Genomic DNA, 25,680 nt, shown 5'->3' on the forward strand with positions numbered 1-25,680 from the left:
CATATAAAAAATGCCGTTGATTCACAATTTCATAATAAGAGATCCTATACTATCGAAATACATCTATTACAAATTCCCTTTAACGTTTTCAACAATTTCGTTTATCGTATTTCGATCAAACTTATCACTAATTTCGTATGGCTCACGATCTTCTACTAATTGTACGCCGACGATATCGTTGCGATTTTTACCATATTGCACTTCAATAATAGACCCACGCTCTATTTGTTTCCAAACGAGACTTGCTTCATCTTTATTATCTAAAATAATACAGTCCTCAATATTTTCATCAATTCCAATTAACTTATTATCATCCATATATCCAATCTCGTATTGTTGCCGTTCTTTCGCTTTGCCACTTACTAATATACCTTTGCTACCATATGAATAATCCATATAGTCCTTTTTCTCCGTTTGTACCGCTTTCGGCTTTTGTGCTTCAGTTTTTTCAGTAGCCCCACAACCTGTAATAAGACTGATTGGCATAACCACTATTAATACTAATCTAGTGAATTTCTTTATCATTTGTAACCAACCTCATATATTTAATGTAAAACTCCATTTATTACTCTATTAAAGAATAACATGATACTAAGTAAACAGAACGAAAGATAACATATTATTTACATACCCACACTTTAATGAAGGACCAGACCATTTAAACCTAGTCCTCCATAACTTTAGCTTTGCTTCACATACTTAATTGTATGAAATGACGTCTCATTAAATAATCGCAAGTTTTCCCCATCATAATCTTGAACTTTATATGCTATTTTCTTTTTTTGAATTGTATCTTCTACACCGTCTACTAAACGTTTATTGAGATGTAAATAGATTGTAAAAGCTTCCTTATCATATTCCCAAGTGCCTTCAATATAATTCTTTTTATTTGGATACTCATCTTTACCATACGTTTCAAATGTCTTATCACCTTTTAAAATAAGTGACATAATGAAACCGTCTGTTCCTTTGAATCCCCAATTACCAATTAATTCCGTACCATCCTTCACATTCTTCATAACGTTATCCGTATTAATTCCAGCTTTCTTATCTAACTCTTTCAAATCTTTCACAGATACTGTACCGTCACCGATTTTAATATCCCCTTCAAGGTCTTTGAATGCCTTAAGCCAGTAAATATCTCCTTCTTTCACTAACTTTTCGGATTTCTCCATTAACTCTTTATCAGTCTTATCGCCTTTTTCTCTTTTTTCTTTTCGGGTGAATACTTCATTGATTAAAGAAAAAGACTCTCTAAAATAACTAATTGCTTTTTCAAAATCCTTTTGTTGATTTACATACTCTGCAGGGGGATCTATCGACTCGAATTTATCTAACGTTTTATTTAATTCTTTCACACTATCTACTATATCTGATTTCTTTTTCTTACCGTCAAAAACCTCTCTTGTAATATTGTTATGCTCCGCAAACAACTTATCAAACTCTATCCCTAATTTATACACTTTATTAGGATAGTCTTCCTTTGAAACTTTTTCTTTCTTACTATTAGACTTCGATTCTTTTACTTTAGACTCTTCTGTTTTCTCCTGTTTAGAAGTGTTCGTTTTCTCAGACACTCCACAACCAAATAACAACATGACCGGAACTGCTACCCCTAGTAGTTTCTTTGTATTCATGACTGATTTCTCCTTTTACTTGAATAGATTACTCTTGCTATACCCATCCTCTTTTTTTATCTTGTAATTAAAATTACAATCGCAATAACTCCTAGAATCGGTCCCCAATATTCCATTTTTATAAAAAATAATGAGTGCTTTTTGTTAAACATAACTTTTTCACCAGTTTCGGCATCTATATAAACTTTCCCATCTGGTTTATTAATATATTTACCTAAATACCAAGACATAACCCCTGATATAATAAACATTACCGCCATTGGCCAACTATGGTCTTGAAAATATGTAGCGTCCCCCATTATAGATCCAAAGATAGCCTTACCCAAAAGAGTATTAATAATTACAATAATTGCGACTAAAAAACCCCAACCAGACCAAATAATCATTTATTTCTCCTCCTAAAGCGTACAACTTTGTACTTTATGTTAATTTGAACTGCAAACGAAAATGTTTAAAAATCCGAATATTCAGACGTCAATAATTATATTTAGCTTACATTCGATTCTAACTTTAATGTTCTAAATGCAAATGAACCAGATATAATTTGTAAAATTGTTGGAATAAGCAAAAAGAATAATGACATAAATAACATAACTATAGGAATCACAATCATACAAACTCCATAAACTTTATTATTAACCTTGTTTACTAAACATGATAAAATAAGCAATCCTATTTGAACCGTTAAAATAATAGAGTAATAAGCTAAAAATTCATAATCAAAACCTTCCATAATATTAAACGCTACAACTATTAATAGTATGGAAATAATAATTCCTATAATGCCACCAATTAAACCTAGTACGAATTCAATCGTTCTTTTCAATTCAATCCCCCTTTTATGAGCCACTAAAAACTTGTATATTTTTCCCATTCACCATCATACCAAATATTTATTGGAAAAACTATACATATTTTTCATGCTCCCTTACCTTACAGTGACCTTCTTACCTTTATAGATAGCTTGTAGTAGTTACAAAATTAAAACCTTCAAAATTACTAACCGAATTGTCATACTGAAAATTATAAATTAATATGATAGAATTGTAGGATTTCTTTAATTTAACTTCTTCGTTAATTCGAGAAAGTATTTTGTCATCATATGAACATCCCGTTAATAACATAGAAATGTCATCACTTGCTTCTTCTAACACTTCCTTTTCAATAAAATCCTCATCTACATCAATCATATCTATATTAAAATCAACAAAAAAACTCGCTGGTATAGCGTCTCCTTCTTCATCATACGTAACATCTATATATGTATCCAACTGATCTTGCGTTTTCATATTACCTAACCATATTGAAACTATTCCATGTACTTCCATTGTAGTTCTCCTTTATTTTTTATCTTGCAGAACCAATTCTATAACTTACCGACTACTTTAAAACTCATAATTTTTATGAAAAACATTTCTTCTTTCCATTTAGTTAAATGGGGTTATTCGGAAATTCATTATCATACTTATGAATTAGCACTTTATCATTTTCATTAATTGGTACTTCACCTAAGTATTTATGTTTCCAAATAATCATTTGATCACTAAAACTATATTCTGTGTCGAGCCAATTGGTATAATCGAAATGCATGTTAAATTCCCCACTATGTTCCAGAGACATTGTAAAAGAGTACCAAAGCTCTTGCTGATTATCTTTGAAAACATTTCTTAATTCCTTACTCACTTTATATAAAGAATCTTCTTTCCTTTCAAACTCCTCTTCATTAACTTCGTATTTAAAAGGAATTTCTACACTATACTTATAATTTTCTTTATTTCTGAAGTTGTTATAGAAAAAGTAAGTTCCCCCTCCAGCTTCTGATATTTGTGCATAAAAATAAAATTTCTCCCATTCTTCTGGAATCATGGCATGAACCGTTTCCGCTATCTCTCTATATAATCGATTCAATTTTATTTCCAATTGAATACCCCCTATTTGATTTTCATCATTCACTTTTTCTATATTATACCACCCTTTTAATTAGCTCTTTATTTACAATAAAGCACTAATTTATTTCATCTAAAATTCAAACCAAGTTCCGATACTTTTAGAAAGTAGACATACCTCTTGAATACAATTAGTATTAACATAAGAAATACGAAAGCCTTGAAAAGGCTTTCACATGAAGGAAGGAAGTGCACAGCTATGGATTTTAAAACAGTTATGCAAGAACTTGAATCTCTAGGTAAGGAACGAACGAAAAAAATATACATATCTAACGGTGCACACGAACCAGTTTTTGGCGTAGCTACAGGCGCTATGAAACCAATTGCTAAGAAAATAAAATTAAATCAAGAGTTAGCCGAGGAACTGTATGCCACTGGCAACTACGATGCTATGTACTTTGCAGGTATTATTGCGGATCCAAAAGCTATGAGTGAGCCTGATTTTGATCGCTGGATAGACGGAGCGTATTTTTATATGCTATCCGATTATGTGGTAGCAGTAACTTTATCAGAGTCAAATATTGCACAAGATGTTGCTGATAAATGGATTAAAAGTGGGGACGAGCTGAGAATGTCAGCAGGATGGAGTTGCTACTGTTGGCTTTTAGGAAATCGTAAAGACAATGAATTTTCCGAAAGCAAAATTTCCGATATGCTTGAAATGGTGAAAAATACAATTCATGATTCACCAGAGCGAACAAAATCCGCTATGAATAACTTCCTAAACACTGTGGCAATTTCATATGTACCACTACATGAAAAGGCAGTCGAGACTGCAAAAGAAGTTGGTATAGTTGAAGTGAAACGTGATAAGAAAAAAAGCAGTTTGTTAAATGCTACAGAGAGTATTCAGAAAGAACTTGATAGAGGAAGACTTGGTTTTAAGCGTAAATATGTAAGATGTTAAACAGATTCGTATCGGGGTGTCAATTCGAGAAAGATTGACACCTTTTTTTATTATTCAACTATTATATAAACTCAATGACTTCATTAATAGATCCACTAAACATATCAGGATCTTCATTTTTTATTTCCAATAATAGTTCTTTAATGTTACTCGTAAAGATGTCCCTGTTTATTATTCATTTCTGTTAACACCTAACATTTAAAATAGTCTTTCAAAAACAGATAAAATGTTGACCAACTCTCCTTTAATTTTCCACTTAAAAGTAATTCATCTCCACCTTCAAAATTTACTGAGTAAACTTGATCGGTTACACTATCAAGTACCAATGCAGCATTTGCTGTCATTTCCGTTAAAACTAAATACTTATTAGGAAATCCATGTTCCTTTCGAGCAATAATTGTGTAGTATTCAATATTATTCTCTTCATCTATAATATCAAGTAATTCATAAGGAACGTGCTCTTCCCAAAAAGGTCCTGCAAATCGATAATAAAACTCTCTAAATGTATCAGATACTTCTACACCTAATCTATTTATTACTTCATTCACCTGCTCTTTATCTGCCCGCTTATATATGTCTTCTTCCAAAACTTCTTCTAAACAATTCAGCAAAGCATGCATTTGTATCCCTCCTTTATAAGGTTTATCCATGTGTTTGTGAAATAAATTAGCAACCCCGTACAACCTACCTGTATGGCATAGAACCAATCAATGTAACCTCTAAACCATCAAACATATCTTCTCTTTTTACTTCATTATATTTAAAATCATATAGAACAATAGCAAAGTTAATATCTTTCGCTAAACTATCTCCATTTATTAGCTTTTTTATTTTAGGAATAATTTGTTCACTATAAGAAAAATCACTTAAAATATGTTCAACGTCCCTTTTATTATTCTCATAAAAACAAATTTCAATATTATCTTCATCATAATAACCGAATTCAAAGCTCGTCCCAAACTTTGAATGAACTGAATCACCATCTATCGTGTAATCTATATCGACATACTCCTCAAGATTTTGAAGTGATTTAGAAATTCCAAACCAAACTGAAACCATTCCACTATATTCCACTTTTCTACGCCCCTCTATAATTCATATAAACATTCTTCACTTTACTATTTTTGTAATCTCAAACTAGAAATCAACTCATTTAAACTATTCGAAACCTCTATAAACAACCCACGTTCGAAATCCTCCAATTCGACCTTTCCGCTTACATTATTTAAAACAACTAATGAACCATTTCCTTCTACTCCTATAGGAATCTTATCTAGCTTACAATGATTTTTCTCATACCCTTCTAACTTCTCTTTGAAAGAGTCCAACTCTTTATTTGGTAATACAGCTTCTAAACTAATATAATGGTCACCGATAAACCCATCCAAATCAGCGAACCAATATGAATTAAAATAGTGATAAACTGAATCATGAAACTTAATTGCGAATTGCTCCTCAAGTATTGTTAAATCAGTTTCAATATATTTCTCAACTGGTTTCCATGAAATTTCATCTTCCTCTATTTCACCTTGATATATAACAAAATCAACTTTTTCGTTATATGGTGTTTTAAATAAGAAATTCAAACCTCTATCAAAATATTCTTTTCTTAATTTAAAATATGTACTCATAGCATTCTTCACTATCACCATACTCCTCTTCCATGCACCATACATTTTCTTTTTCACTTTCAATTATTCATATAAGTTCTCAATTTCAATCAACCAAAAAGAATCCTTTTCCATACACTTATCATCAATTTTTTTCAACTCTTCCTTCAACCAACTTATTGTACACTCTGGTATATTATTATCGATAAAGGCATCCTCACCATTAATCTCTACTGCCTTATCAATCATTTTTGAATATGCTAATAAACATGCTGCAAATGGAAGTTTCACTTTATCCTGCAATCTCAGCCGAAGAGAGCCCCTCATGAATATTTCCGCTTACAATGATAGAATGTCCCCAAAATATATCTCCATCCGAAAAGAATATTTCAAAATCACCTTCTGAATAAACGCTTAAGCTGCTTAATGTGATGGAATTAATGAACATTTCTTTTGTAATTTCGTCGATTTCTGCTTCATCATCATCTTGTAGCCATTCATTTGCTAACTCTACCAGTTCTTTTGCAGCATACATTTCCATTTTCATTTTCCATTCATCTTGCTCTTTGAAAAGTGCATGTGCTGTTTCCAGTGCAGACTTCATCATATGTTTGTCTTCACTCCAATCAAAATATAAATGACATTCTTCACCAGCCCAAGATATTCTCTTTTCAAAAGTTTTCACTCTTTTATCGAGTTCAAACACACCCAACATCTCATCATGATAAAAAAGTGGTTTCATTGCATCTTGTAAGATGATTTCCAACTCATCATCTTTATATGGTGTTTCCAAAACCTTAACAAGCATCAATGAATATTCTGACTTGCGCACCTGTAATGATACAACTGTATTTGCTGTCAAAATGTCTTTTGATTTTCTCCATTCTGCATCATCAACCAGCCATGCGAGTCGTATGTCTTCTTTTGTAATCGTTTCATTGTTATGTAAGTCTTTCCACGCAATCAAATCAATTGACGCAGTCCACAAAATGTTGTCACCGCCTTTTGATGCACCGATTCCTAATACCCCTGTGACAGCTGCTATTTCAATCACATTTTCTGAGAATCTATTTTCAAATCTACTTATTTCACTTGATTTACTCAATTTCAAATACATTCCTTTCATCACCCACAGGCATAAGTACTTTGTGAGTTTTCCTGTTTTATTATAATTGGTCATGGTAAAGCCTATATAGAATTATAGCAATAATTCTATATAGGCTTTTTTTCACCTGGAATCTTAAATTTATTTACGTCATATTCTTTAATTATATATACTTTTATAGCTTCAAAATCTTTACCAAAAGCAAGAGATGGATTTTTTAAGAAATATATTATTTCTTCCTCGTCATAAATTCGGGCTTTAATTATTTCTTTGTCCGAGTGAAACGATAAATTGACTCCTTTGTAAAAATATTCGTAGTATCCCTCTTCATCCTGCTCACTCTTATCTTCAAAAGGAACAGATTCAATATGATATATATTCCCATTTACATTTATTGATTTCATACAGCATGACTCCCTTTTCAAGAATATTCATAAGAAATTAAATAATCTCTGTCAATCATACCAAAAATAAGGGATTTACTTTTAGAATTTATAAAAAATATATAGGATTAAATTAAAATCTTTATATTATTTTTCATATTACTTCATTATCTCTGTACAATTGTATAATGGGTCACAGAAGTAGACATATTGCAATGAGTTGCAGTGAAGGGGAATATATAATAAGAAGATCAATCTAGAAAGACTATCTAGTCTAATCTTCTTTTATTGAATTTTTAATTAATGCATTTTTACCCTTAAAATAATATAATCAACGGGTGGATTATTATTTACATCCTCAAAACTGGGTCTAATTTTAAAGTCAAATTCATTTGTTATATTTTTCAATGTATAAAGGTTTGTTCTATCTACACTTGTACGGAGGAGCAATATATCGGAAAATGTAAAATGCATGAAGAATATGTTGCGGAACTATTAGAAAAACGCGGGTACAATATGTCGCGGAGGTTTTAGAAGTTCGTGGCGATAATATCAAAGTTATAGGAACATACAAAGGCGATAGAAATACCACAGAACACAAATGTAACTCATATAAAAATATATGGGAGGCAGCACCAACAAATATTTTAAAAGGAAAAGGAGAGAAACATTATGTCAAAGTTATTACGTGAATTATCTAAACCGGATAGTGAGGCCCTGCGTTCCGAAGCACTAGAACAGTTGAAAGTTACTTCAGGTAAAATTGTTGCTTGTGATCCTCTTATTTTTAATAAAAATCACTTCGAACAAACAATTCAGCCAGGTACATATCCAATTGTTGCTTGGTGGCATAAGGAAGATGGAGTCATTGCTGGTGCCGAATTGAAATTGTCGGAGTCAAAAGCGGTAAGATGGAAGATGGCAACAAAACCAGGACAAAATGTCAGTGAACTGGAAGACGGATATATTTTTGGTTACCCAGTTGATACAGGCTTAGGGTGCTTTGCAGATGTTGAAGCAATTGATAAGTTAGAAGAAATAGAAGATAGGTTACAACAAGAACTAGGAGAAGAATTTACTAGTTTGTATGATGATCTTATAGATGACATACTAACAGAACATGATGAAGATTGGGGAAATTGCGTGGTGTGTGAGGAAACAGGAAGTAATATCATTATATTCCGTTCAGGTTATGGAGATGGATTTTATCCTTCCTATTGGGGAATCGATGAAGCAGGAAAAATTGTTTCACTTGTTACTGATTTCCAAGTGCTACATGAGGAGAATTGAGGACAACATCAATAATGATATAAGAGTCAATATTTTTTCTTTTACAACGTCAAATATTCCTCGTCTAATATTTGTATATAACTCGTAGAATAATCTCCTTATATACTACTGGTTCTAATAAATAGGGTTATATTCTTAAGTGAATATAACCCGTCATTAATTCTCGTTGTTTATTAACAGTTTTTTATTTAAATAATTTATTAACTCTACTGATGTAGAGTTAATAGTGCACTGTTTATCACGATAGAGGTGAACTTCAGATACTCTACGCTCCGAAATTACTTTTTCTATGATTTCTTGGCGATTATATTCTACCTGCACCGTTTCACAGTTTCCCCAATGAGTAGAAGCGGATTTTTCGTTTGATTCAAATACATCTAGAAGACGATTTAATATCTCTTCTTCGTTAAATGCTACAGTCGGATACATTGCGATTGTAAAATAATTCGGTTTCATTTTAATCCCCCCCTTTTTATTAGAAACGAGGTTATGTAACTATTTTCATTTATCACTGCCAGATAAGTTGGAATCCTTTCCACTATTAATCATGTAACTTATTTAAAAACTCCGTAAAATTATTAGCAATATAGCTTTCATACATCCTCCCTCCAAAAAATCCCCATGCTTATGTGAAAATAATCTTTCAACACAAATATGAGGACTTCCTTATTTCATTACTATACTTTACACATTTTATTCGTTAGAATCTTCTTCTTTCAATTTATATACTCTATCTCTTTTCTCATCACTTTTGACAAAAATAAGCTTTTCTTCTTTAACAAAACCTTCTAATAGTAAGCATACTTGCCCATATGCTTTAGGCTTATTCGTTGTGAATCTTTCATCTGATATTTTACCAGCTCGTATTAATTGTTCGCATAACTCAAGTGCACTTATTTCTTCAGAATTAATTAATTCTAAAATATCCTGTTGTAAGGGCGATAAAGGTACGGGAATCTCAGCTACCTCCACCTTTTCTGGTTTGTTTTCTTCTTCAAATAAATCTTCGAATGAAATTTGATTCATACTTCTTTTCCTTTCTAACGATTGATTTGTATAACATGAACTGAATCCTATAGCGTATTTATTATTATGTATTACTTACCTTTTTTCATAAATCTCAAACTCATGTACATCGTTTCATATAGTATATTTCGATTATACCAAATATACGTTCTGTTTTCTATTGTAGAATTCGTTATAATAGGAATGAAAGTAATTATGAACATTTTTCTCGTTGTTAGTTGTATACCCCCTGTAAAAAAATAGAAATAGTATCTATAAATTTGTATAATAAAATAGTAAGAGTAAAATTTTAATATAGAAAGGTTCTGGTAACATGTTAGGTATTCATGTTGAAAAAACAAAAGATGAACTAATTATTTCATGGCAATTCTCTAAAATTCATATTCCATTATGTGAAATCACTGAGGTAACGGAAGATAATACATATGCTGGTGTTGAAGAAAAAAGCGCAATCCGAATTGGAACAGCATATGGTACAACTGACCGTATTTTAATTAAGACCGTAAAGCAAAATTATTTACTATTCACTACTAATAGAGTATCCATTTTAAATAAAATAAAAGCTTAATTGTTTTTCTTCCTATATTTAAATGTTAAACACCTACATTCTATTATAGGAAACGCTACAAAAGATTCGTTGATTACTCCTGCTCCGAATTCTGAAGCATATGGTGAAACTATATAACACAAACACCCTAGCTCTTCGCTAGGGTGTTCTTAGTTTTATCTATATACAGTAGTTCTACAATATTCATTTAATTTTATGAACTCCTTGTAATTGACTAAGAACCTCATTGGCAGTGCTCTCAAATTTTTTAGGGTTATCAGCAATAATTTCATTAAGTAAATTAATTACCGTTAGTTGTATATCATGATTGATTCCTACAAGTACTTTAGCATACTCACTTCTACATAAATCACTATTTAAAATTCTTTTGTTTAGTAGCATTGCCCACTCTTTTGCACTCTCAACCATTTTTGGTAAAGCTTTAGGCATCTCTGTTAAATATTTTTCCATTTCAAAACTTTCAATACAATGAACTAGACCAAACATAACCTCTTCCGCTTGTGTTTCATCCTCAAATACTATACACAATTCTTTAATAAGCTTCTCATCAGTACAATCTGCTAAGTTTTCTAATACACTGTCAAACTCTTCACATTCCGATTGATTTTTTAAAAATCTACAACTATATAATCTCTTAACCTCAGATTGATAGTCCATATAAATTTCCCCTTTTAAATGAATTGGATAATTAAATTAATATGATCCTAAGTTTTCAACCTTTATAATCCGCTTAACCCAAGAAAAGGAACAAACCTGAAACATTCATTATATGTAGGGGTTCCACGCTTTTCTATTACCTCAATATATGACCTCAAGTGTACATTTTTAAATATTCAGCAATTTTTCGTCCTCTTTCAGTAGCAAATTCATAAGCTCCCATATCTTTTATAATCTTTCATAGTATCCCCTGTATACTTTACAGTAGTATCAATACCATTCTTTACAATACTAAAATGCCTATCATAAATTGCTGAGAATAGTGAATTTCTATTTGGATCACTAACATCTAATATTGCACCATTATCAAATAAGTACTCAACAATAGCCATCTCACCAAAAACTGCATCATTTATTATCATTTTTAACTCTCCCTGTTTACTCTCTTGGGTCCATATCGATTTCTCTAATCATATGAAAGTTACCTTCTAATATTAACTGTTTTTTCCAGCCGTTTCTATACTCAGTATAGTACTATCAATTGCTAATTTTCCAATGAGTTTTTTGGCCTTCCCATATGGAAATCTCTCTACTAATATATAAGGAAGATTTTTTGAACCCTTTAGCAAATCAATTGCGGAAATCTCAAGCCCTAATACGTTCTTTATTCTTATTAAATCTTTCAAACCTTCATTAGGAGTTTTCACTAACACTATATTACAAATATCAGATGACTTATGTATTGTTTTCTGTTCTATTTCACTTACACAACCACTATTCACCCATTTTTTAAAATCAGCGGTAATCACAGTAGCATGGCTTGGATTCATGTCCCCAGAATCAATTACTACCACCTCTTTTTCCTCTGCATGTTGAGCCATTAAAAATACATTACCCCCACCGTCATCACCAATTGAGACATACCCCCTCGCATACTCATCTACTTCCCAAACCTCGTTCCTTTCTGCAATATGCTCCGTACCATAAATAAGTAACCCACCACCTATTGAAAAGCCATTTGAACATCTCAATAATCCCTTATATACATTAGGTAATGTAACATTCATGCGATTTTCTACTGCTTGAATTTCAATATCACTCGCTGCCGACTTTTCTATCAAATCTGGAATATTAGATAGATTAATCATTTAATAATCCCTCCTAAACTATCAAGATATTTAAACGTATTGCCTGTCATCTCTCTATAATCGTTTCACAATAGAGTTCATTAAATCATAAAGTATGTCGGTATGTAAGCCTTCATTTTTCATTTGGTAAGTAGATAATCATTTTCCCTTCCATGTACTCACCTTTCCATCCACAAGGCCATCCTCCCATTTTATACACCTTAAATACCTTTTCATAAAAATTATCCACTTTTCCATTTACTAAACGATTTAGTGCACACATCTCAAGGTCTCTTTCTACTTCCTCAACTAACTTAGTATTTTCACCATACTTCATCCCTGTAGCCACCTTCCGCGTCCGTCGTCCTTCGTTCCCATTCTCCATACTGTATTCACTTATGGATATTCTTTTGAATTTCATTGATTTTTTGTAAGTATCTTTACTCATGCAGAGCTGCCTCGGAACCCCATTGCCCTCGCTTCGAAATAAATTCTAATCAAAAACAACTCTCAATCCTCAGTTTTACAATAAATAAAAAGAATCCATTTTGAAAAAAGATTGAGCAAAATGGATTCTTCTTCAGCAGGTTTTTTGTTTCGACTTTATAAGAATTCGAGCATTTTCTGCCTGTATCGCTCCATCATTGTGCCTGATTGTTCTCGCTAAAGTAAAGAGGCATTATTAAACTTTCTTAATATACTCATACACTTCTTTAGGTTTTATATTAAGCATGTGGGCAATTTCCGTTATTTTCTTTCCTTCTTCCTTCATCTTTTTTACTTTTCTCTCCATTGTTTGCTCATATTCTTCTGCGATATCAAATAATGGACTTAATAAAGAGTGCCATATTTCAAAATCAGTAAATTTATTTCTTTCTAAAAACTCATTTAACAATATATCCAATTCTTTAGTTAGTATCATTCTTTTACCTTCTAACACTTGTTTCTCAGTTAGAAAATCACCTATATCTTTCATAAAATTAATAAATGATTCCATGGAATCTGCAAGAAAATCGCCACCACTCCAACTATCCATCCCGTGCATGAGTGAAGATATAGGGTATCCTTCCTCACTTAAGTCAATAATAATTGGATCTCCACACATAGTTTCATATGCAATAACAATCCAATTTGCATCCCAAGTATCTTCCTCATCGGTTACAAGGGAGTTTCCGTCGGTGTCAATGCTGTATCCTACTTGAAATTCATCTAATTGCTCAAAAGAACATACATCAAAATTCACATACTCTCTAATTTTTTTATGCTCTAAGTTCATAAGTTCTAAATTTCTCTTTACCTCTACTTTTTGATGATAAGAATTAAATTGTATCATTGTCATTTTTACTCCATCCCTATTATTACATTAAACTTCTAATCTTCATAAATTACCGATCCCATATACTTCAGGCTTCTACCATCCAGTTTTGCTTCTTCAACAAGTTCTTCATATTCAAAATCATATAACCGAATGATAGTATTGTATTGTTCTTCTAAATTTTCACCATAAAATTCTATAAGTTCACTTATAATTGATTCAGAATACGGAGCATTCTGTAGTAATTCAGACAAAGAAGATGTAACATGATTATATGTACATTCTAATAAGTCTTGGTTATACTCAATGAAATCTATTTGAAAGTCAGTCATAAAACGTGAAGGGATTCTGTTTCCCTCATTATCATATTTTATTTCTACATACTTTCTTAACACCATTTCGCTAGTACAATTTCCAAACCAAAGGGAAACAGCTTCTGGACTTTCCATTATATAATATTCCCGACTTAATCTATCTAATAATCCTTAAAAATAATCTATATTGATTTTCACTAATTTAGCAATCTCTAATTTCTCTACGAAAAAAACACTCGCTACCAATAATAGGTTTTCAAGTGCTCAAATGTATATACTTCCCATAATAATCAAATCATTTTTAAGATTTGTTCCTTCACATTTTCGTCAAACTTGGCTCCTTCTACCTGTGCTCCCTTCCAAACTACATTGTCTAGCTTGGCACCGGTAAAATTCGCATTTGTGAAATTCCCATTTAAAAGGTTCGCTCCTGTTAAATCTGCGTTTGTAAAATCTGTATTTCTAGCATCTACTTCTGATAAATTAGCATCTTCTAAATATGCTTTTTCAAAGTTACCTTCTGTAAGATTCGCGTTGCTGAAATTTGTTCCCGTACAATCAGCCTGTTCCGCATTGATTCCTGATAAATTTGCATGGCGAAAAGTAGCATGATTTAATATCGTTCCAACTAATTCTCCATATGAAAAATCAACTTCATCAAAACATGTTTCAAAACAACTACTTATATTTACCTTTGCATATTTCATATTGGCTTTAGAGAAATTAGCTTCACCAAATCTACAATCTGCAATATGTATTTCCTCTAAATTACAGCTCCTGAAATCAGCAAACTCAAAATCACAATCAAAAAAAGATGCTCTCATTAATGAAGAAGCTCTTAAATGGACTTGTTTTGCCATGATACCCTCTGCCATCACCTCTGACAAATCTGAAAAAGTAAGATCTAAATTGCTCATATCTAGCCCATCTATAATTTCATCATTGTATTGAGATCTATTTAATATTTCCATGACTCTTATTCTATCATTATTTTTCTCATCCATAATTACAAATTCCTTTCATTTAACTTTCCAGATACTCCTTCCAAGCAACATTTGGAGAATAAGTTACAACCATTCGACTTTCATGAAAACTTGGCATGGCCATTACTTGAGCTGGTTCTAAGTATTTCATTACATGTAACCAACTATCAAGTAACATATCTATATCGGCTTCTAATGGATTTTGTAAAAGGTCTATACAAATCCCACCCCAATCCTGCTCTGATACGACAGCTGGGCTATTTAGTAATAATTCCTTATCAAACATGTCTAAAATATGACCACTCAAATATGTTTTAGCGCCTACCCCCAAAGGACCGTTAGGAAGAAACCTTACCGGTATAGGTAAGGCAGACATATTCATCCACATATGTAACCGTTCACGTTCTGTATTCCATGGATAAGACGCTTTCCAAAAGATTTGCGACACCCCAAAACGTGGTTTTACAATTTCTGCGATTTGATCGGATAACTCAAAAAAAGCAGACCATAAACTTTTAGGTATTGATTTATGAAACTCAAACTCAAGATATGACCTATGACTCCAGTTAACTTTAAAGCTTCCTCTATAGTGCACTGCTTTATCACGATACAAATGTACTTCTGATACTTTACGTTTCAAAATCACCTTTTCAAGAATTTCCTCACGATTATATTCTACCCGTACAGTTTCACTGTTACCCCAATGAGTAGGAGCAAATTTTTCATTCGAATCAAACACGCTCAAAAGACGACCTAGTATCTCTTCCTGATTAATCGATACTGTAGGATACATTGTAATTGAGAAAAAATCAGGTTTCATGTATATCCTCCTTAATACTGAAAAATATAGTCACATAATAATTTTTATTCATAGTTTTTTCCATCGCCCTCCACCAGGTAAACGTGAATTGCCCTCCCATTTATCAGTCACTTTTCCACTACTTGGGTCAGTATAGTAAATCTTACTCTTTTCTCCTAAAGGCCCACTTGGTCTTGGATGAAGAGGAATCCCATTCAAATCAGGTTTATCGCTTGATATTGTCACAATATGACTTCCATTTTTATCTTCGAGCATCTCTCTTTCAGCTCGCATTTGCCTGTCGTTATGAATAGTTTGCTCTTTTTCACCCATTTTGTGTTTGTGATCATGAACTAAATCAATTTCAACCTTATCATTACGCCCAATACTATCTGGACGCGTAAGATGCCCTTCACTAGATGTATATGTAACAACCTCACCAGCGTTATTGTCTTCTAATTGGCGATCAAGATGTTCTCCCAAGGCTTTTCTCCCTTTTATTTCTTCTTCTCTTCCACGCTCTTGGCTCTTTCTTAAATTTTCAGTCCTAGTTTCCCAATCTTTACGCTCTAAAGGTTGTTTCGTTTCTTCACAATGACGATCATATCTAATATCATCTGCTGCCTTATAATCTCCTCGCGCTTTGGCTTCATCTATTTTCATTCAATAGTATTTTTCTCGTTCTGAAGTTAGTTTAATTTTGTTTGGGTTTGTATTACTACCTTCACCCGTCTCCTTAACCCCACCACTCTCCAAATTCGAGACCCTACTCTGAATACACGCCTTTGAGGCATCATGGGCTTCTTGGAATTTTCCGCTATAGTTCGTTCCAGTTCTAACGACACTTCCATCTGGCATTATTTCTACACCTTTAACGAATGGGGCTACGGAGTCCACACCTTTTGCTAATGTATTTTCAATTATATAATACTAATAGTTTCTGTTAGCTTTAATTCATAAAAATAACTTTTATAAATTTATAGTATACCTTTCAATTAAAAAAGCACTTGTTGCCTTTAGTCGGCAATCAAGTACTTTAAGTTAATATGTTTTTAATTATGGATAATTTTGTAATTTTTGTAGTGCAGTTTGACACCTTTTATATATTGTGACAACTACTACGTTAAAACTTACGAGTTTGTACGAGTTCGTTAGTTTAATATACATTCCATGTGTTTATATTCATCGCCATGTAAAATATCATCTCGCCTAAACTCGTACTTCGTTTTCTATTCTATCATTGCACATATTACTCTATGATGGTACAACCATCATGGAGTATATATTTTCAAACACCCTATTATTTTTTCTATCCATTTCACATAAACTTTATTTTTCATTCATCATTATATTTTTTAATCGTGTAATTTACTTAAAAAATCAGTAAATGTATCTGCAATATAAAATACATTTTCTCTTGCCAGTTCTTCTACTTGTGCTTCTGTTAAACCTTCTTGACGCATTAACATTTCTTTTTCGCCAGCATTCTCATGCTCCCAAAAAACTACAATTGGGTTTTCTGTATTATTTTTATAATCTAAACATATTAAATTTCCAGCTGGATCAATTGCAATAGGGAAAATCTTTTGCGGAAGCGTAGGTTTATATATTTCATACTTTTTAATAATGTACTCACTACTTTCCTCATCAAAACTAAATAAACTACCAAAGCAACGCTCTACATTGCCTACATTAAATTCTTCTGGTAATACACTCGCACCTCCATTTATTTTTACACAATCAATATAATCTTGAGGTAACTGGAAGCCTAATTGTAATCCAATTTCTTTAATCTTAGTTTCTGATACTTCTGCATCAGCATATTCCCACTCTAAATCTTTTCTCATCTAATACCCTCTCCCCATAATTTATTTCCACCAAGATGGTTAACCCCATGAATATCTGTTAATACTAATTGCATCTTTCCAGGAACCTGATGATGGTGCCAAGTAAGCCCCTTTATTCTTGCTCTCCCCTTTTCAATCTGATTAAGCTGTTGTGGAGTAAAAAGTTCCCTTGATACTTTACCTTCTTCAATTGCCTTTTTTAATATCCTTGTACACTCTTTAAACTGATCTGTATCTTTCATAACATAATATTCTTCCTTTAATTTTAACGTAAATTTTAAGTTATCTCCTTTAAAAATAGGAAAACCTAACACATCATAGTCTACACCCTGCACATGTGTTCCTCCTGCCAATCCTTTATTAATTATATTATTTTTAGGTGAAGCGTTTAAAAAGTCATCAACATATCCTACTACTGATTTAAACTCTTCAACACTATCATACCCAAATTCTTTGATAGTAGTATCATCTACTTGTTTTAAGAAATCTTCAACATTATCATATCCCTTAGGCACAATTGATCTATTAATCAAATTTCCGTCTTTATCGTAATTATTTTTAATTACTTTGTCAATTTCAGATCTATGAACAGCGTTACCCGTACCCTATGTTGTAATCTTAAACTCTCACAATAAAAAAACAAACCATATAAAACCTTATTAAACTACTTCCTTCTCTTGTACTACCGGCAATGCATATGCCGTTTTATGTTTCATCATGCCATATATAATATTTACAAGCCTTCTCATAATACATACCAACGCTTGTCCTTTTGTTTTTCCTTCTTTTAGTTTCTTTTGATAGTATGCATGAAACACTGGATTCCGTGGCGTCTTACTTCCTTTCGCTACTTGCACTTGCTGTACTGCTAAATTATAAAATAAAGCGTGTAGCGCCCTGTTTCCTTGTTTGCTTTTATGTGTCTTACCTTTCCCACCAGAACCAAAGTAAACAGGCGCAATCCCCGCAAATCTTGCTAATTTATTGGCATTTAGAAATCGTCTTATATCTCCTATCTCAGCTATTAATGCTGATGCCGTCACAAGTTCTATTCCTGGCATTGTATCTAATTGATAATCTAGTAGATTTACTAACCGTTTTAATTCTCTTTCGATGTATTTCATTTCCTTCTTTTTAAACTCAATATCCCGTACAATACTTCTTACTAAAAAGTCTCGTGTTTCTTGATACTCTTTCATTGTTTGTCCATCTTCTTTTACAAGTTTTAATATGTCGCTTGCTTTCTTTACTGAACATGTATTGTTGCTAACATCTAATAAAAAAGCTGTTAATTGCTTTATATTCGCCCCCTCTAAACAAGAGGGTGACGGATATTGCTGCCAAAATGCTAGTGCTGTTTTCCCATCTACTTCTGAGAAAAACTTTTTATAGCTTGGATAATGATGGTTTAATTGAATATGTAGTTGGTTCTTTAACGCACTTTGTGCTTTTACTAATGCATTCCTTCTTGAAACCAATTGTTGTATCGACCAAAATAAATCGTTTGGCTTTGCATCTGGTAATTGATTAAATTTGTTTACCAATATGCGTGCTACACATTCCCCATCCCAGCTATCGTTCTTTTTAATCATTACCTCACTTTTGCGTTCTAAAAATGATAAAGCTGGATTTACTTCTTTCACAACTCGTTCATGGTCTACTAAATATTTCGCTAATGCTCTTCCATAACCACCAACATCTTCTAAACCAAATACAACAGTTATCCCATCACACACATATGTCTCTACTTCTAATAAGAACTTCGAAAATGCAGATGGTTTATTATCAAATTGTATTTCTCCTAGTTTCTCTTGCCAACAATTAATAATAACAGCCGTATGATGCTGCTTATGTAAATCTACTCCTACATACAAATAGTTCTGCCTATTATGCATAACTCATCCCTCTATTCAATGATTTAGTCATATAAAAATGTCGGCACCCTTAGTTCGAGCGTTCATCATCCGATGCGCATAGGTACGCAAGCCTATCCATTTTTCATCACTCTAGTAGTATGTATAGTAAAATAAGCTAATTTTTTAAGTGAGTTTATGAAATAATTGCTGCATGTTGTCCATTTGTTTGTATTTGCCCGTATGTATACACCCCTCGATAAAAGTTCTCTCGGTCTAACATACGTTTCACTTGTACTTTCGTAAACAGCTTTCCTTTCTCTGTACGATAGCCCTCTACATTAAGTCGTTCCGCTAATTGAGCGAGTGACCAATGCCTAAAAAAGTGTCGTAACTCAAATAGCCTACGTACAATCATTGCTTTTTCCGCATCTACTTCTAGTACTTTTTGACCTTTCTTTGCCGTGTAACCAAACATCACACCGCCACCTGCATATCCCCCTTGTTCCGCTTTTTTCTTTCTACCTCTACTCAGCTTTAATGCAATCTCGAGACGTTGGTATTGGTCTAATAGTTCTAACATTCCATTCACTAAAAAATCATTTGGGTCATGTGTGTATATACTATAATTTGGTTGTTCAATTGCTTTTACACCTACCCCATGTTTCTTTAGCTCTCGTTGTATTAACACTTTTGCCATGTCTGAGCGCCATAAGCGAGATGTATTGAGTACAATAACTCTGCCCACTTGATGATATGCCATATCCGACAATAGCTCTTGTAGACCTTCACGTTCAACTGTTAATCCATCTTCATCTACTGTTGCTCCGCTAATTCCTTTATCTTCGTATATGTGAAGCAGTTGTAGTTCATTTTCGTTACAGTACGGTTCAATTTCTTCTACTTGATACGTTAGGCTATACCCTTCACGCACTTGTCCTTCTGTTGAAACTCGTACATAACCAACAACTTTCTCCCCCATATCAAACTCCCTCCCGTTACAGCAATTAAAGTCCCTGTAACGTTTACCCGTTTTTTGCGGATAACGTGTGCATAACGTCCATCCGTTAAAACGTACTTTACGATGATTTCAAAAAATAATACAACCCTTTATTTTTTCCTCTACTATCGTCGTACGCTATACATAGCCATTACAATCTATAAAACAACAATAAAAATTTAACACTTAATGCACTTATAAAATTATAGTGCTCTTTTAAATTTCTACGCTAAAACGCAAAAAAGCACTTGTTGCCTTTAATTGACAATCAAGTGCTTTAAGTTCATGTATTTTTAAGTAGCATAAATTTGTAAGTTTTGTAGTAACAGTATGACACCTTTTATACGTCATAACAACTACTACGTTAAAACTTACGAGTTTGTACGAGTTCGTTAATTTAATATACAATCCATGTATTTATATTCGTCTCCCCGTAAAATGTCATCTCGCCTAAGATCGTACTTCGTTTTCTATTCTATCATTGCACATAATACTCTATGATGGTACAACCATCATGAGGTCTTTACTTTTTAACAGCCTATTCTTTTTCGTTCTCATGCCTTACCTGACTGTGTATACAATTTTAGTACCACATGCTTTATCATTCTAGTATATAACCTATAAGTCCAGTAATAAATACTTAGACAGTTACTATAGCTAATCGTATTAGTTTCCTTCACTAAATCACAAACTATTCATCCCATTCCTCATATACAACTGACCCCATATAAATTAAATTTCCACTTTTAAATTTAACTTCATCTATATCTCCATCGTACTCAAAATCATATAATCTAATAACAGAATCATAGGTTTCTGGCAATTCTTCCCCATAATGTTCCACAAATTGCGATAAAATTTCCGCTTCGTAAGAGGAACCACTTAAAAGGGTAGTCAACGATGTAGTGGAGCCCTCTATCAAGGTACTCTCTAATAAATCTTGGTTATAATCAATAAAATCAATATTAAAGTCTCTCATGAATTTAGATTGAATTCTGTCCCCAACTTCATCAAACTTAATTTCAACATATTCTTTTAGACTTTGCTTAGTTCTAAAATTACCTACCCATAAAGACATTACGCCCGGATTTTCCATAATGAATCCCCCTATATATAAATTATAGTAACATCACTTATCTTAAGCCTTCAGGTAATGAATTTATTCCACCTTTCAATCTATAATGTGCCCAATTTTTTAATCTTCTTTTAAATGTACTATAATCTAGAGAACTATCAATAATTTTTAACAACTCATTATGTGCTGTAGTAGAACCTATATCACCATGTTTACCTATTGGATTAACAAAATGAACGTCTTCTATAATTGTTCTCATCTCTGCAATATCTTCCGCTTTTACTCCCCACAATTTAAAAGTAGGTGCTCGTGATACTAAATGCCATTCATGTAGCCCTCCCGGATAACGAATTCTACTTTCAATAATACTCCTTAGCTTCTGATCAGCCCATGCTAATTCAAATTCGTCCAATGTTAAATTATTAAACCACTTCGCAAATTCTTTATTGCCGGGCATATCTTGAGGCGTAAAAGTTCTTGTTCTTGAGGTTTCTTTAACAAAATTATCTTTAATTAACTTTGCACGCTGTGCGTTAGTTAACCGTTTTGGTCCCTTATATAACTTTGATTGCTTATTACTAGAAGAAATTCTATCTTTAGTCGGCTTTAATGGTCTAGGTTTTATTTTTTCCGTACCCTTAGCCACACTACCTTCCTTACTAACTCCTGAACCACCACTACCCTTAGCAAGTTGATAAGCGTCATCCTTAGCTGCCGTACTTGCCTTTGAAAACTTTCCGGCTACTTCTCCAACAGTTGAAGATTCTATATAAGGAAGCTTCATTCCTATTCCAGTATCCACCGTCCTAACTGCTACTGGAATAGGAGTATTTTTCATAGCATCTAGTGTATTCTTTAAAGTCTTATTTTCCTTAAGCGATTGTACCACATTTTTACCCAAATTTGGATTAAAACCAGGCATTCCTTCTTTGAATTTTAATAATTTGGCTAAATCAGCTAATTCACTCGTGCCTTTGAATGCTTTTACTCCTTTTCCTACTGCTCCAACAACTGGGATTGCATCTAATCCGCCAAAAATGATGTTTCCTACCCGCTCTTCTTGGCTCAATTTCCTATGTGTTCCCCAGTCTTCTCCGTCGATACCGCTTTTTATTTGTACACCTCCGTATACTACTGCGGCAGCGGCCCCGAGTGGTGGACAAAGGATTGTTGTGATGATGATTCCTACGCCTATTCCTATGTCTCGCACCATTTCTAGTTTTTTCTGTTCATCTTCTATCGATTTGTATTCAAATCCTCGTGTGGATGGGACTACTTTCTTGTATTCTTCATAATTTAATTTTGCATCTGGATTTTGTTTTTTTAGTTCTTTGTATTCCCCTCTCAGTACGTTATCAAATGCAGGTGAATCTCTAAAAATATCTTCTACTGTTATTTTATCTTTCTTCTTCTGTATTGTTTGTGGTACACTTCCGTAGCCTGCATGCGCACCTGGTAATGCTGTCGTTGTTGTAGAGCCAATTCGGTTATTTGTTTCAAAACTGAGAATAGATGTATCTCTCATTTTTTGAGCGAATTTATCCATTTCTACTAAAAAAGGTTTATCTATATGTTCAGAGACTAATCGCCCTGCTTCTCCGCAATATTTTTGTAATGTCGTATAACTATCAAGTAATTCCCCGATTTTTTGCGATTGATCTTTAGGATTAAAATGTATACTACCATCCGAGTCTAAATCTCGTATTCTTCCATCAATTCTTTTTAATGATTCATTTGCTTCCCGTAATTTTATGAGTGCATCTTTTGTAATTCGATTCATACCATCCCCCATGTTTTGCCATGGTTCAGGTCTATATTTCACATCCATCTCGTTTTCATCCCCCCAGCCGTATGGTGATTTCTACAACTTACTTAATATTTCACGTAATTGTTCGTCCTTTTCAAGCATTTCTACACATACATTTCCTACAACTGTCGCTGACCTAGAATAGTGTTCAGCCAATTCTAGTGTTTTGTGTAATATATCAGGATATTTTTCAATTACTCTCATCGCTTCACCTTTTTGATAAAAATCACAGCTTAATAAACTCTCAATATTCGTTCCAATGACGTCTACATGGATTTTATATATATTTTCTAACTTCATTACTATATCAAGTAGTTCTTGAAAATTAACTAATACTTCTTCTCCACCACCAGAACCACTATCTCCCATTGATACTTGCATTATTGAATACCTCCTAACGAGAATTGTCTCGGGTCAATTAACTTTTTATATGGCATTTTTAACACGTCATACAATTTCTTATTAATCGCATAGAGGCTCACCCAGTCATATCGATTACGATCTACATCGATTTGAACGAAATCTTCTCCTTCAGTGAAATATAAGAAACATTCCCATTTTCCTCCTCTATTACTTCGAGGTCTCGTATACGTTTCTATCGCTATAACGTCTTTATTTGATAAATCTTTTTCCTCAAATGTTTGCTGTTCTGCCTCTGTCATTCTCTTTGAGAAAAATGTATCTTCTATTTCCCTCGGTTCTCTCAATAAGAAAGGAATGCGTGTTAATAATGAAAAATATACGTCCGGCTTTGGTATGTAGTCGATCTCGTATTTTTTATTTGGTTCTATTTCTGTTAATACAGCCACTCGGTCTTTATCCTCTTTTAAAAAGCCAATTAATACATTATTCATTCTCGTGTATTCATGACAATTTTCATATTCCTTTAATAGTTCAATTATTTGAAAAGCTGCAGGGGTAATTCCATTTTCACTTGTAAGTAGGCCTTTTTCTTTTAAACTCGTAGTTGCTTTCGTGACACATTCTGCATCAAGTAAAATAATTGCGTCACGGTTTGGCAATCCAAATATATCGGTAACCCCAGCTGCACCTGCGAGAACATATAATTCAGCAGGTGCAAAACTCATTTCTTTCCCCATTCTTTTATCCCTCGTTTCTCCATCACAGTTGTTTTATCGCCCTTACTTCCGATCTATCTCCGTACGTTTGAATACTTTTATCTAACTCTTTCAATGCTTTCGTATGTCCTTCAAATGCCTCTACCATTTCTGAATTATATTGAATGATCAAATCAAGATAACTTAAAAATGCATCTCTCGTTTTTCCATTCCATTTCGCACCTGTGACATATGCTTTTAAGTCTTTCGCTTGGTTTAAAGAATCCTTCATACCATTTTCAATGTTTTGTGCGTAAGAAATGGCACTTGCAGTGTTACTTCCTATAATTTCAACCTCTTTACCACTCATGTTCGTTCCCTCCATTCTTTGTATACTTAATGGATAAGTTTTTCAATTTCCTTTTTCTTTTCTTCAAAAGCCTTGGTCGCTGCGGCGTATGCTGACGCTTTCTCCGATTCTGCTTTCGCTTTATATTCCAAATACTTTGCATAAGCTGTACTTTTTGCAGATCCAACATCGCTTAATGCACTTTTAAAATAGGATACTAATGTATGTAATTCTTCATCCTTTTCATGACGTTTTTGTTCAAATTCAACTGCCGGAATTTTATTAGCTTCTAAACCATTACTTTTACTCTCATAATCTCTCTTCGCTGATTCAGCATCTTGAATGAATTGCTTTAACTCTCTTTCTTTATCTTTTAAATAATCATGTAAATCATCATACCGATCTCGTTTCCTCGCACTTTCTGTAAAACCAGACGCATTTAAAAAAGCATTGTACAATTCATCTAACATCTTTCTCCCCCTTTAGCACAATAACTATGTAGTTAAATTCGTATATTTAAACATGAATATTCATTACATTAAGAATTAACAAATAATTATTTTTACATATTGCTATTTTATCAAAGGGATTTTAACATTTCCATATTTTATGAATGGCTTTCGCATTTTTCTTCAATAAAGTGAAACTTTAATCAATATGACTATGTATTTATTATTACCTTTTATCCAATTCATTCGTATTAAATCCTTACTTGAGAGTAAGACCAGTTCTTTCTTATTTCATAAACAACTATTTCTGGATAATCCCAATGAAGCGTACGAGTAGGCTCCCGGACTCGTTTTACTATTCCTTGGGCTGTTTTGTTTCTATATTCATTCCAATATTTTGGCTCAGTCGCTCTTAAAAGAACGATAGAAAAAGGATCTGATATGAATATCAGATCCTTAACTTTAATTTCTTAATACATACATCTTTTTACACGATAACTGGTTCGTACGTGCTCAAATTATCATACTCAGTTTTTACAATACTAGGTGGAAGGTTAACACATCCTCAGATTCAC

The 25,680-nt window shown here is 32.9% G+C and carries 32 protein-coding genes and 5 pseudogenes; 3 read left to right on the forward strand and 34 right to left on the reverse strand.

Annotation, left to right across the window (positions count from 1 at the left end):
- Nucleotides 1–66: 66 nt before the first annotated feature.
- The 6 genes from ACYFX0_RS00770 to ACYFX0_RS00795 form a co-directional block, all read right to left on the reverse strand.
- On the reverse strand, nt 67–525 hold the full coding sequence (locus tag ACYFX0_RS00770) for a hypothetical protein (RefSeq protein WP_000591640.1): 459 nt from the start codon (nt 523–525) through the stop codon (nt 67–69).
- A gap of 155 nt (nt 526–680) precedes the next feature.
- Nucleotides 681–1,637 carry a DUF3994 domain-containing protein gene (locus ACYFX0_RS00775; RefSeq protein WP_044784001.1) on the reverse strand — a complete coding sequence of 319 codons (957 nt, stop codon included), beginning with the start codon at nt 1,635–1,637 and terminating at the stop codon, nt 681–683.
- A 56-nt stretch (nt 1,638–1,693) separates the two neighbouring features.
- Nucleotides 1,694–2,023: a hypothetical protein gene (locus tag ACYFX0_RS00780; protein WP_044783999.1), complete on the reverse strand. Its 330-nt coding sequence runs from the start codon at nt 2,021–2,023 to the stop codon at nt 1,694–1,696.
- A gap of 101 nt (nt 2,024–2,124) precedes the next feature.
- Nucleotides 2,125–2,463, reverse strand: coding sequence for a DUF4064 domain-containing protein (locus ACYFX0_RS00785; RefSeq protein WP_106082067.1), 339 nt, complete (start codon nt 2,461–2,463; stop codon nt 2,125–2,127).
- A gap of 127 nt (nt 2,464–2,590) precedes the next feature.
- On the reverse strand, nt 2,591–2,965 hold the full coding sequence (locus ACYFX0_RS00790) for an immunity 22 family protein (RefSeq protein ID WP_000451788.1): 375 nt from the start codon (nt 2,963–2,965) through the stop codon (nt 2,591–2,593).
- 103 nt (nt 2,966–3,068) lie between these two features.
- A complete protein-coding gene (locus ACYFX0_RS00795; RefSeq protein WP_000403541.1) occupies nt 3,069–3,557 on the reverse strand; it encodes an antitoxin YezG family protein in 489 nt (162 codons plus the stop codon).
- Between the two features lie 225 nt (nt 3,558–3,782).
- Here ACYFX0_RS00795 and ACYFX0_RS00800 point away from each other — a divergent pair, with 225 nt between their 5' ends.
- Nucleotides 3,783–4,490 (forward strand): DNA alkylation repair protein, encoded by a 708-nt coding sequence (locus ACYFX0_RS00800; protein ID WP_097838173.1) that lies wholly within the window; start codon nt 3,783–3,785, stop codon nt 4,488–4,490.
- A 61-nt stretch (nt 4,491–4,551) separates the two neighbouring features.
- On the opposite strand, the pseudogene ACYFX0_RS00805 reads toward ACYFX0_RS00800, so the two are convergent.
- The 7 genes and pseudogenes from ACYFX0_RS00805 to ACYFX0_RS00835 form a co-directional block, all read right to left on the reverse strand.
- Nucleotides 4,552–4,635, reverse strand: a pseudogene (locus ACYFX0_RS00805) (Imm30 family immunity protein); the annotation flags it as partial.
- 46 nt (nt 4,636–4,681) lie between these two features.
- Nucleotides 4,682–5,110: an SMI1/KNR4 family protein gene (locus ACYFX0_RS00810; protein WP_000543081.1), complete on the reverse strand. Its 429-nt coding sequence runs from the start codon at nt 5,108–5,110 to the stop codon at nt 4,682–4,684.
- A 64-nt stretch (nt 5,111–5,174) separates the two neighbouring features.
- Complete coding sequence (locus ACYFX0_RS00815; RefSeq protein WP_002162741.1) at nt 5,175–5,549, reverse strand: immunity 22 family protein; 375 nt, start codon at nt 5,547–5,549, stop codon at nt 5,175–5,177.
- Between the two features lie 59 nt (nt 5,550–5,608).
- Nucleotides 5,609–6,121: a SecY-interacting protein Syd gene (locus ACYFX0_RS00820; RefSeq protein WP_175282548.1), complete on the reverse strand. Its 513-nt coding sequence runs from the start codon at nt 6,119–6,121 to the stop codon at nt 5,609–5,611.
- A gap of 63 nt (nt 6,122–6,184) precedes the next feature.
- Nucleotides 6,185–6,379: pseudogene (locus tag ACYFX0_RS00825) on the reverse strand (SUKH-4 family immunity protein); the annotation flags it as partial.
- Between the two features lie 13 nt (nt 6,380–6,392).
- Nucleotides 6,393–7,226, reverse strand: coding sequence for a DUF2262 domain-containing protein (locus ACYFX0_RS00830; RefSeq protein WP_142398805.1), 834 nt, complete (start codon nt 7,224–7,226; stop codon nt 6,393–6,395).
- A gap of 86 nt (nt 7,227–7,312) precedes the next feature.
- Nucleotides 7,313–7,609, reverse strand: a complete 297-nt coding sequence (locus ACYFX0_RS00835) for a hypothetical protein (protein ID WP_063264064.1) — start codon at nt 7,607–7,609, stop codon at nt 7,313–7,315.
- 651 nt (nt 7,610–8,260) lie between these two features.
- Here ACYFX0_RS00835 and ACYFX0_RS00840 point away from each other — a divergent pair.
- On the forward strand, nt 8,261–8,878 hold the full coding sequence (locus ACYFX0_RS00840) for a DUF4241 domain-containing protein (RefSeq protein WP_071759461.1): 618 nt from the start codon (nt 8,261–8,263) through the stop codon (nt 8,876–8,878).
- Between the two features lie 234 nt (nt 8,879–9,112).
- Here ACYFX0_RS00840 and ACYFX0_RS00845 read toward each other — a convergent pair.
- Nucleotides 9,113–9,334, reverse strand: a pseudogene (locus tag ACYFX0_RS00845) (hypothetical protein); the annotation flags it as partial.
- A gap of 237 nt (nt 9,335–9,571) precedes the next feature.
- Nucleotides 9,572–9,904: a DUF3895 domain-containing protein gene (locus ACYFX0_RS00850; RefSeq protein ID WP_001071919.1), complete on the reverse strand. Its 333-nt coding sequence runs from the start codon at nt 9,902–9,904 to the stop codon at nt 9,572–9,574.
- A gap of 313 nt (nt 9,905–10,217) precedes the next feature.
- Between ACYFX0_RS00850 and ACYFX0_RS00855 the strand changes: the two genes are divergently transcribed.
- The gene (locus tag ACYFX0_RS00855) at nt 10,218–10,472 is read left to right on the forward strand and encodes a SunI/YnzG family protein (protein WP_000900619.1); all 255 of its coding nucleotides are present in this window, start codon (nt 10,218–10,220) and stop codon (nt 10,470–10,472) included.
- 183 nt (nt 10,473–10,655) lie between these two features.
- On the opposite strand, the gene ACYFX0_RS00860 is transcribed toward ACYFX0_RS00855, so the two are convergent.
- From ACYFX0_RS00860 to ACYFX0_RS00950, 19 genes and pseudogenes are all read right to left on the reverse strand, one after another.
- Nucleotides 10,656–11,129, reverse strand: coding sequence for an Imm30 family immunity protein (locus ACYFX0_RS00860; protein ID WP_098223064.1), 474 nt, complete (start codon nt 11,127–11,129; stop codon nt 10,656–10,658).
- Nucleotides 11,130–11,283: 154 nt separating this feature from the next.
- Nucleotides 11,284–11,536 (reverse strand): annotated as a pseudogene (locus ACYFX0_RS00865) (ankyrin repeat domain-containing protein); the annotation flags it as partial.
- 87 nt (nt 11,537–11,623) lie between these two features.
- Nucleotides 11,624–12,277 (reverse strand): SMI1/KNR4 family protein, encoded by a 654-nt coding sequence (locus ACYFX0_RS00870; protein ID WP_106082069.1) that lies wholly within the window; start codon nt 12,275–12,277, stop codon nt 11,624–11,626.
- A gap of 112 nt (nt 12,278–12,389) precedes the next feature.
- Nucleotides 12,390–12,593, reverse strand: a complete 204-nt coding sequence (locus ACYFX0_RS00875; RefSeq protein ID WP_000873537.1) for a hypothetical protein — start codon at nt 12,591–12,593, stop codon at nt 12,390–12,392.
- A gap of 345 nt (nt 12,594–12,938) precedes the next feature.
- Nucleotides 12,939–13,595 carry an SMI1/KNR4 family protein gene (locus tag ACYFX0_RS00880; RefSeq protein WP_000177844.1) on the reverse strand — a complete coding sequence of 219 codons (657 nt, stop codon included), beginning with the start codon at nt 13,593–13,595 and terminating at the stop codon, nt 12,939–12,941.
- A gap of 32 nt (nt 13,596–13,627) precedes the next feature.
- Complete coding sequence (locus tag ACYFX0_RS00885; protein WP_106082281.1) at nt 13,628–14,020, reverse strand: immunity 22 family protein; 393 nt, start codon at nt 14,018–14,020, stop codon at nt 13,628–13,630.
- A 155-nt stretch (nt 14,021–14,175) separates the two neighbouring features.
- Nucleotides 14,176–14,889, reverse strand: coding sequence for a pentapeptide repeat-containing protein (locus ACYFX0_RS00890; protein WP_106082282.1), 714 nt, complete (start codon nt 14,887–14,889; stop codon nt 14,176–14,178).
- Between the two features lie 19 nt (nt 14,890–14,908).
- Complete coding sequence (locus ACYFX0_RS00895) at nt 14,909–15,688, reverse strand: hypothetical protein (protein WP_106082283.1); 780 nt, start codon at nt 15,686–15,688, stop codon at nt 14,909–14,911.
- Between the two features lie 48 nt (nt 15,689–15,736).
- Nucleotides 15,737–16,564, reverse strand: a pseudogene (locus tag ACYFX0_RS00900) (ADP-ribosyltransferase).
- 458 nt (nt 16,565–17,022) lie between these two features.
- Nucleotides 17,023–17,514, reverse strand: a complete 492-nt coding sequence (locus ACYFX0_RS00905; protein WP_002110829.1) for an SMI1/KNR4 family protein — start codon at nt 17,512–17,514, stop codon at nt 17,023–17,025.
- Complete coding sequence (locus ACYFX0_RS00910; RefSeq protein ID WP_223266675.1) at nt 17,511–18,047, reverse strand: HNH endonuclease; 537 nt, start codon at nt 18,045–18,047, stop codon at nt 17,511–17,513. Before ACYFX0_RS00910 ends, ACYFX0_RS00905 begins: the two co-directional genes overlap by 4 nt.
- A 126-nt stretch (nt 18,048–18,173) precedes the next feature.
- Entirely contained in the window at nt 18,174–19,409 is a 1,236-nt protein-coding gene (locus ACYFX0_RS00915) for an IS110 family RNA-guided transposase (protein ID WP_460269679.1), read from the reverse strand.
- 154 nt (nt 19,410–19,563) lie between these two features.
- On the reverse strand, nt 19,564–20,349 hold the full coding sequence (locus tag ACYFX0_RS00920) for a recombinase family protein (protein WP_106082286.1): 786 nt from the start codon (nt 20,347–20,349) through the stop codon (nt 19,564–19,566).
- Between the two features lie 709 nt (nt 20,350–21,058).
- Nucleotides 21,059–21,463 carry an immunity 22 family protein gene (locus ACYFX0_RS00925; RefSeq protein WP_070180328.1) on the reverse strand — a complete coding sequence of 135 codons (405 nt, stop codon included), beginning with the start codon at nt 21,461–21,463 and terminating at the stop codon, nt 21,059–21,061.
- A gap of 37 nt (nt 21,464–21,500) precedes the next feature.
- On the reverse strand, nt 21,501–23,270 hold the full coding sequence (locus tag ACYFX0_RS00930) for a hypothetical protein (RefSeq protein WP_223266676.1): 1,770 nt from the start codon (nt 23,268–23,270) through the stop codon (nt 21,501–21,503).
- 33 nt (nt 23,271–23,303) lie between these two features.
- On the reverse strand, nt 23,304–23,630 hold the full coding sequence (locus tag ACYFX0_RS00935) for a hypothetical protein (RefSeq protein WP_001198201.1): 327 nt from the start codon (nt 23,628–23,630) through the stop codon (nt 23,304–23,306).
- Entirely contained in the window at nt 23,630–24,349 is a 720-nt protein-coding gene (locus ACYFX0_RS00940) for a DUF5081 family protein (RefSeq protein ID WP_000514120.1), read from the reverse strand. Before ACYFX0_RS00940 ends, ACYFX0_RS00935 begins: the two co-directional genes overlap by 1 nt.
- A gap of 22 nt (nt 24,350–24,371) precedes the next feature.
- Nucleotides 24,372–24,677 (reverse strand): WXG100 family type VII secretion target, encoded by a 306-nt coding sequence (locus tag ACYFX0_RS00945; RefSeq protein ID WP_000014538.1) that lies wholly within the window; start codon nt 24,675–24,677, stop codon nt 24,372–24,374.
- 26 nt (nt 24,678–24,703) lie between these two features.
- Nucleotides 24,704–25,126: a hypothetical protein gene (locus ACYFX0_RS00950; RefSeq protein ID WP_106082287.1), complete on the reverse strand. Its 423-nt coding sequence runs from the start codon at nt 25,124–25,126 to the stop codon at nt 24,704–24,706.
- Nucleotides 25,127–25,680: the final 554 nt, after the last annotated feature.

The sequence above is a fragment of the Bacillus sp. NEAU-Y102 genome (assembly GCF_054788175.1).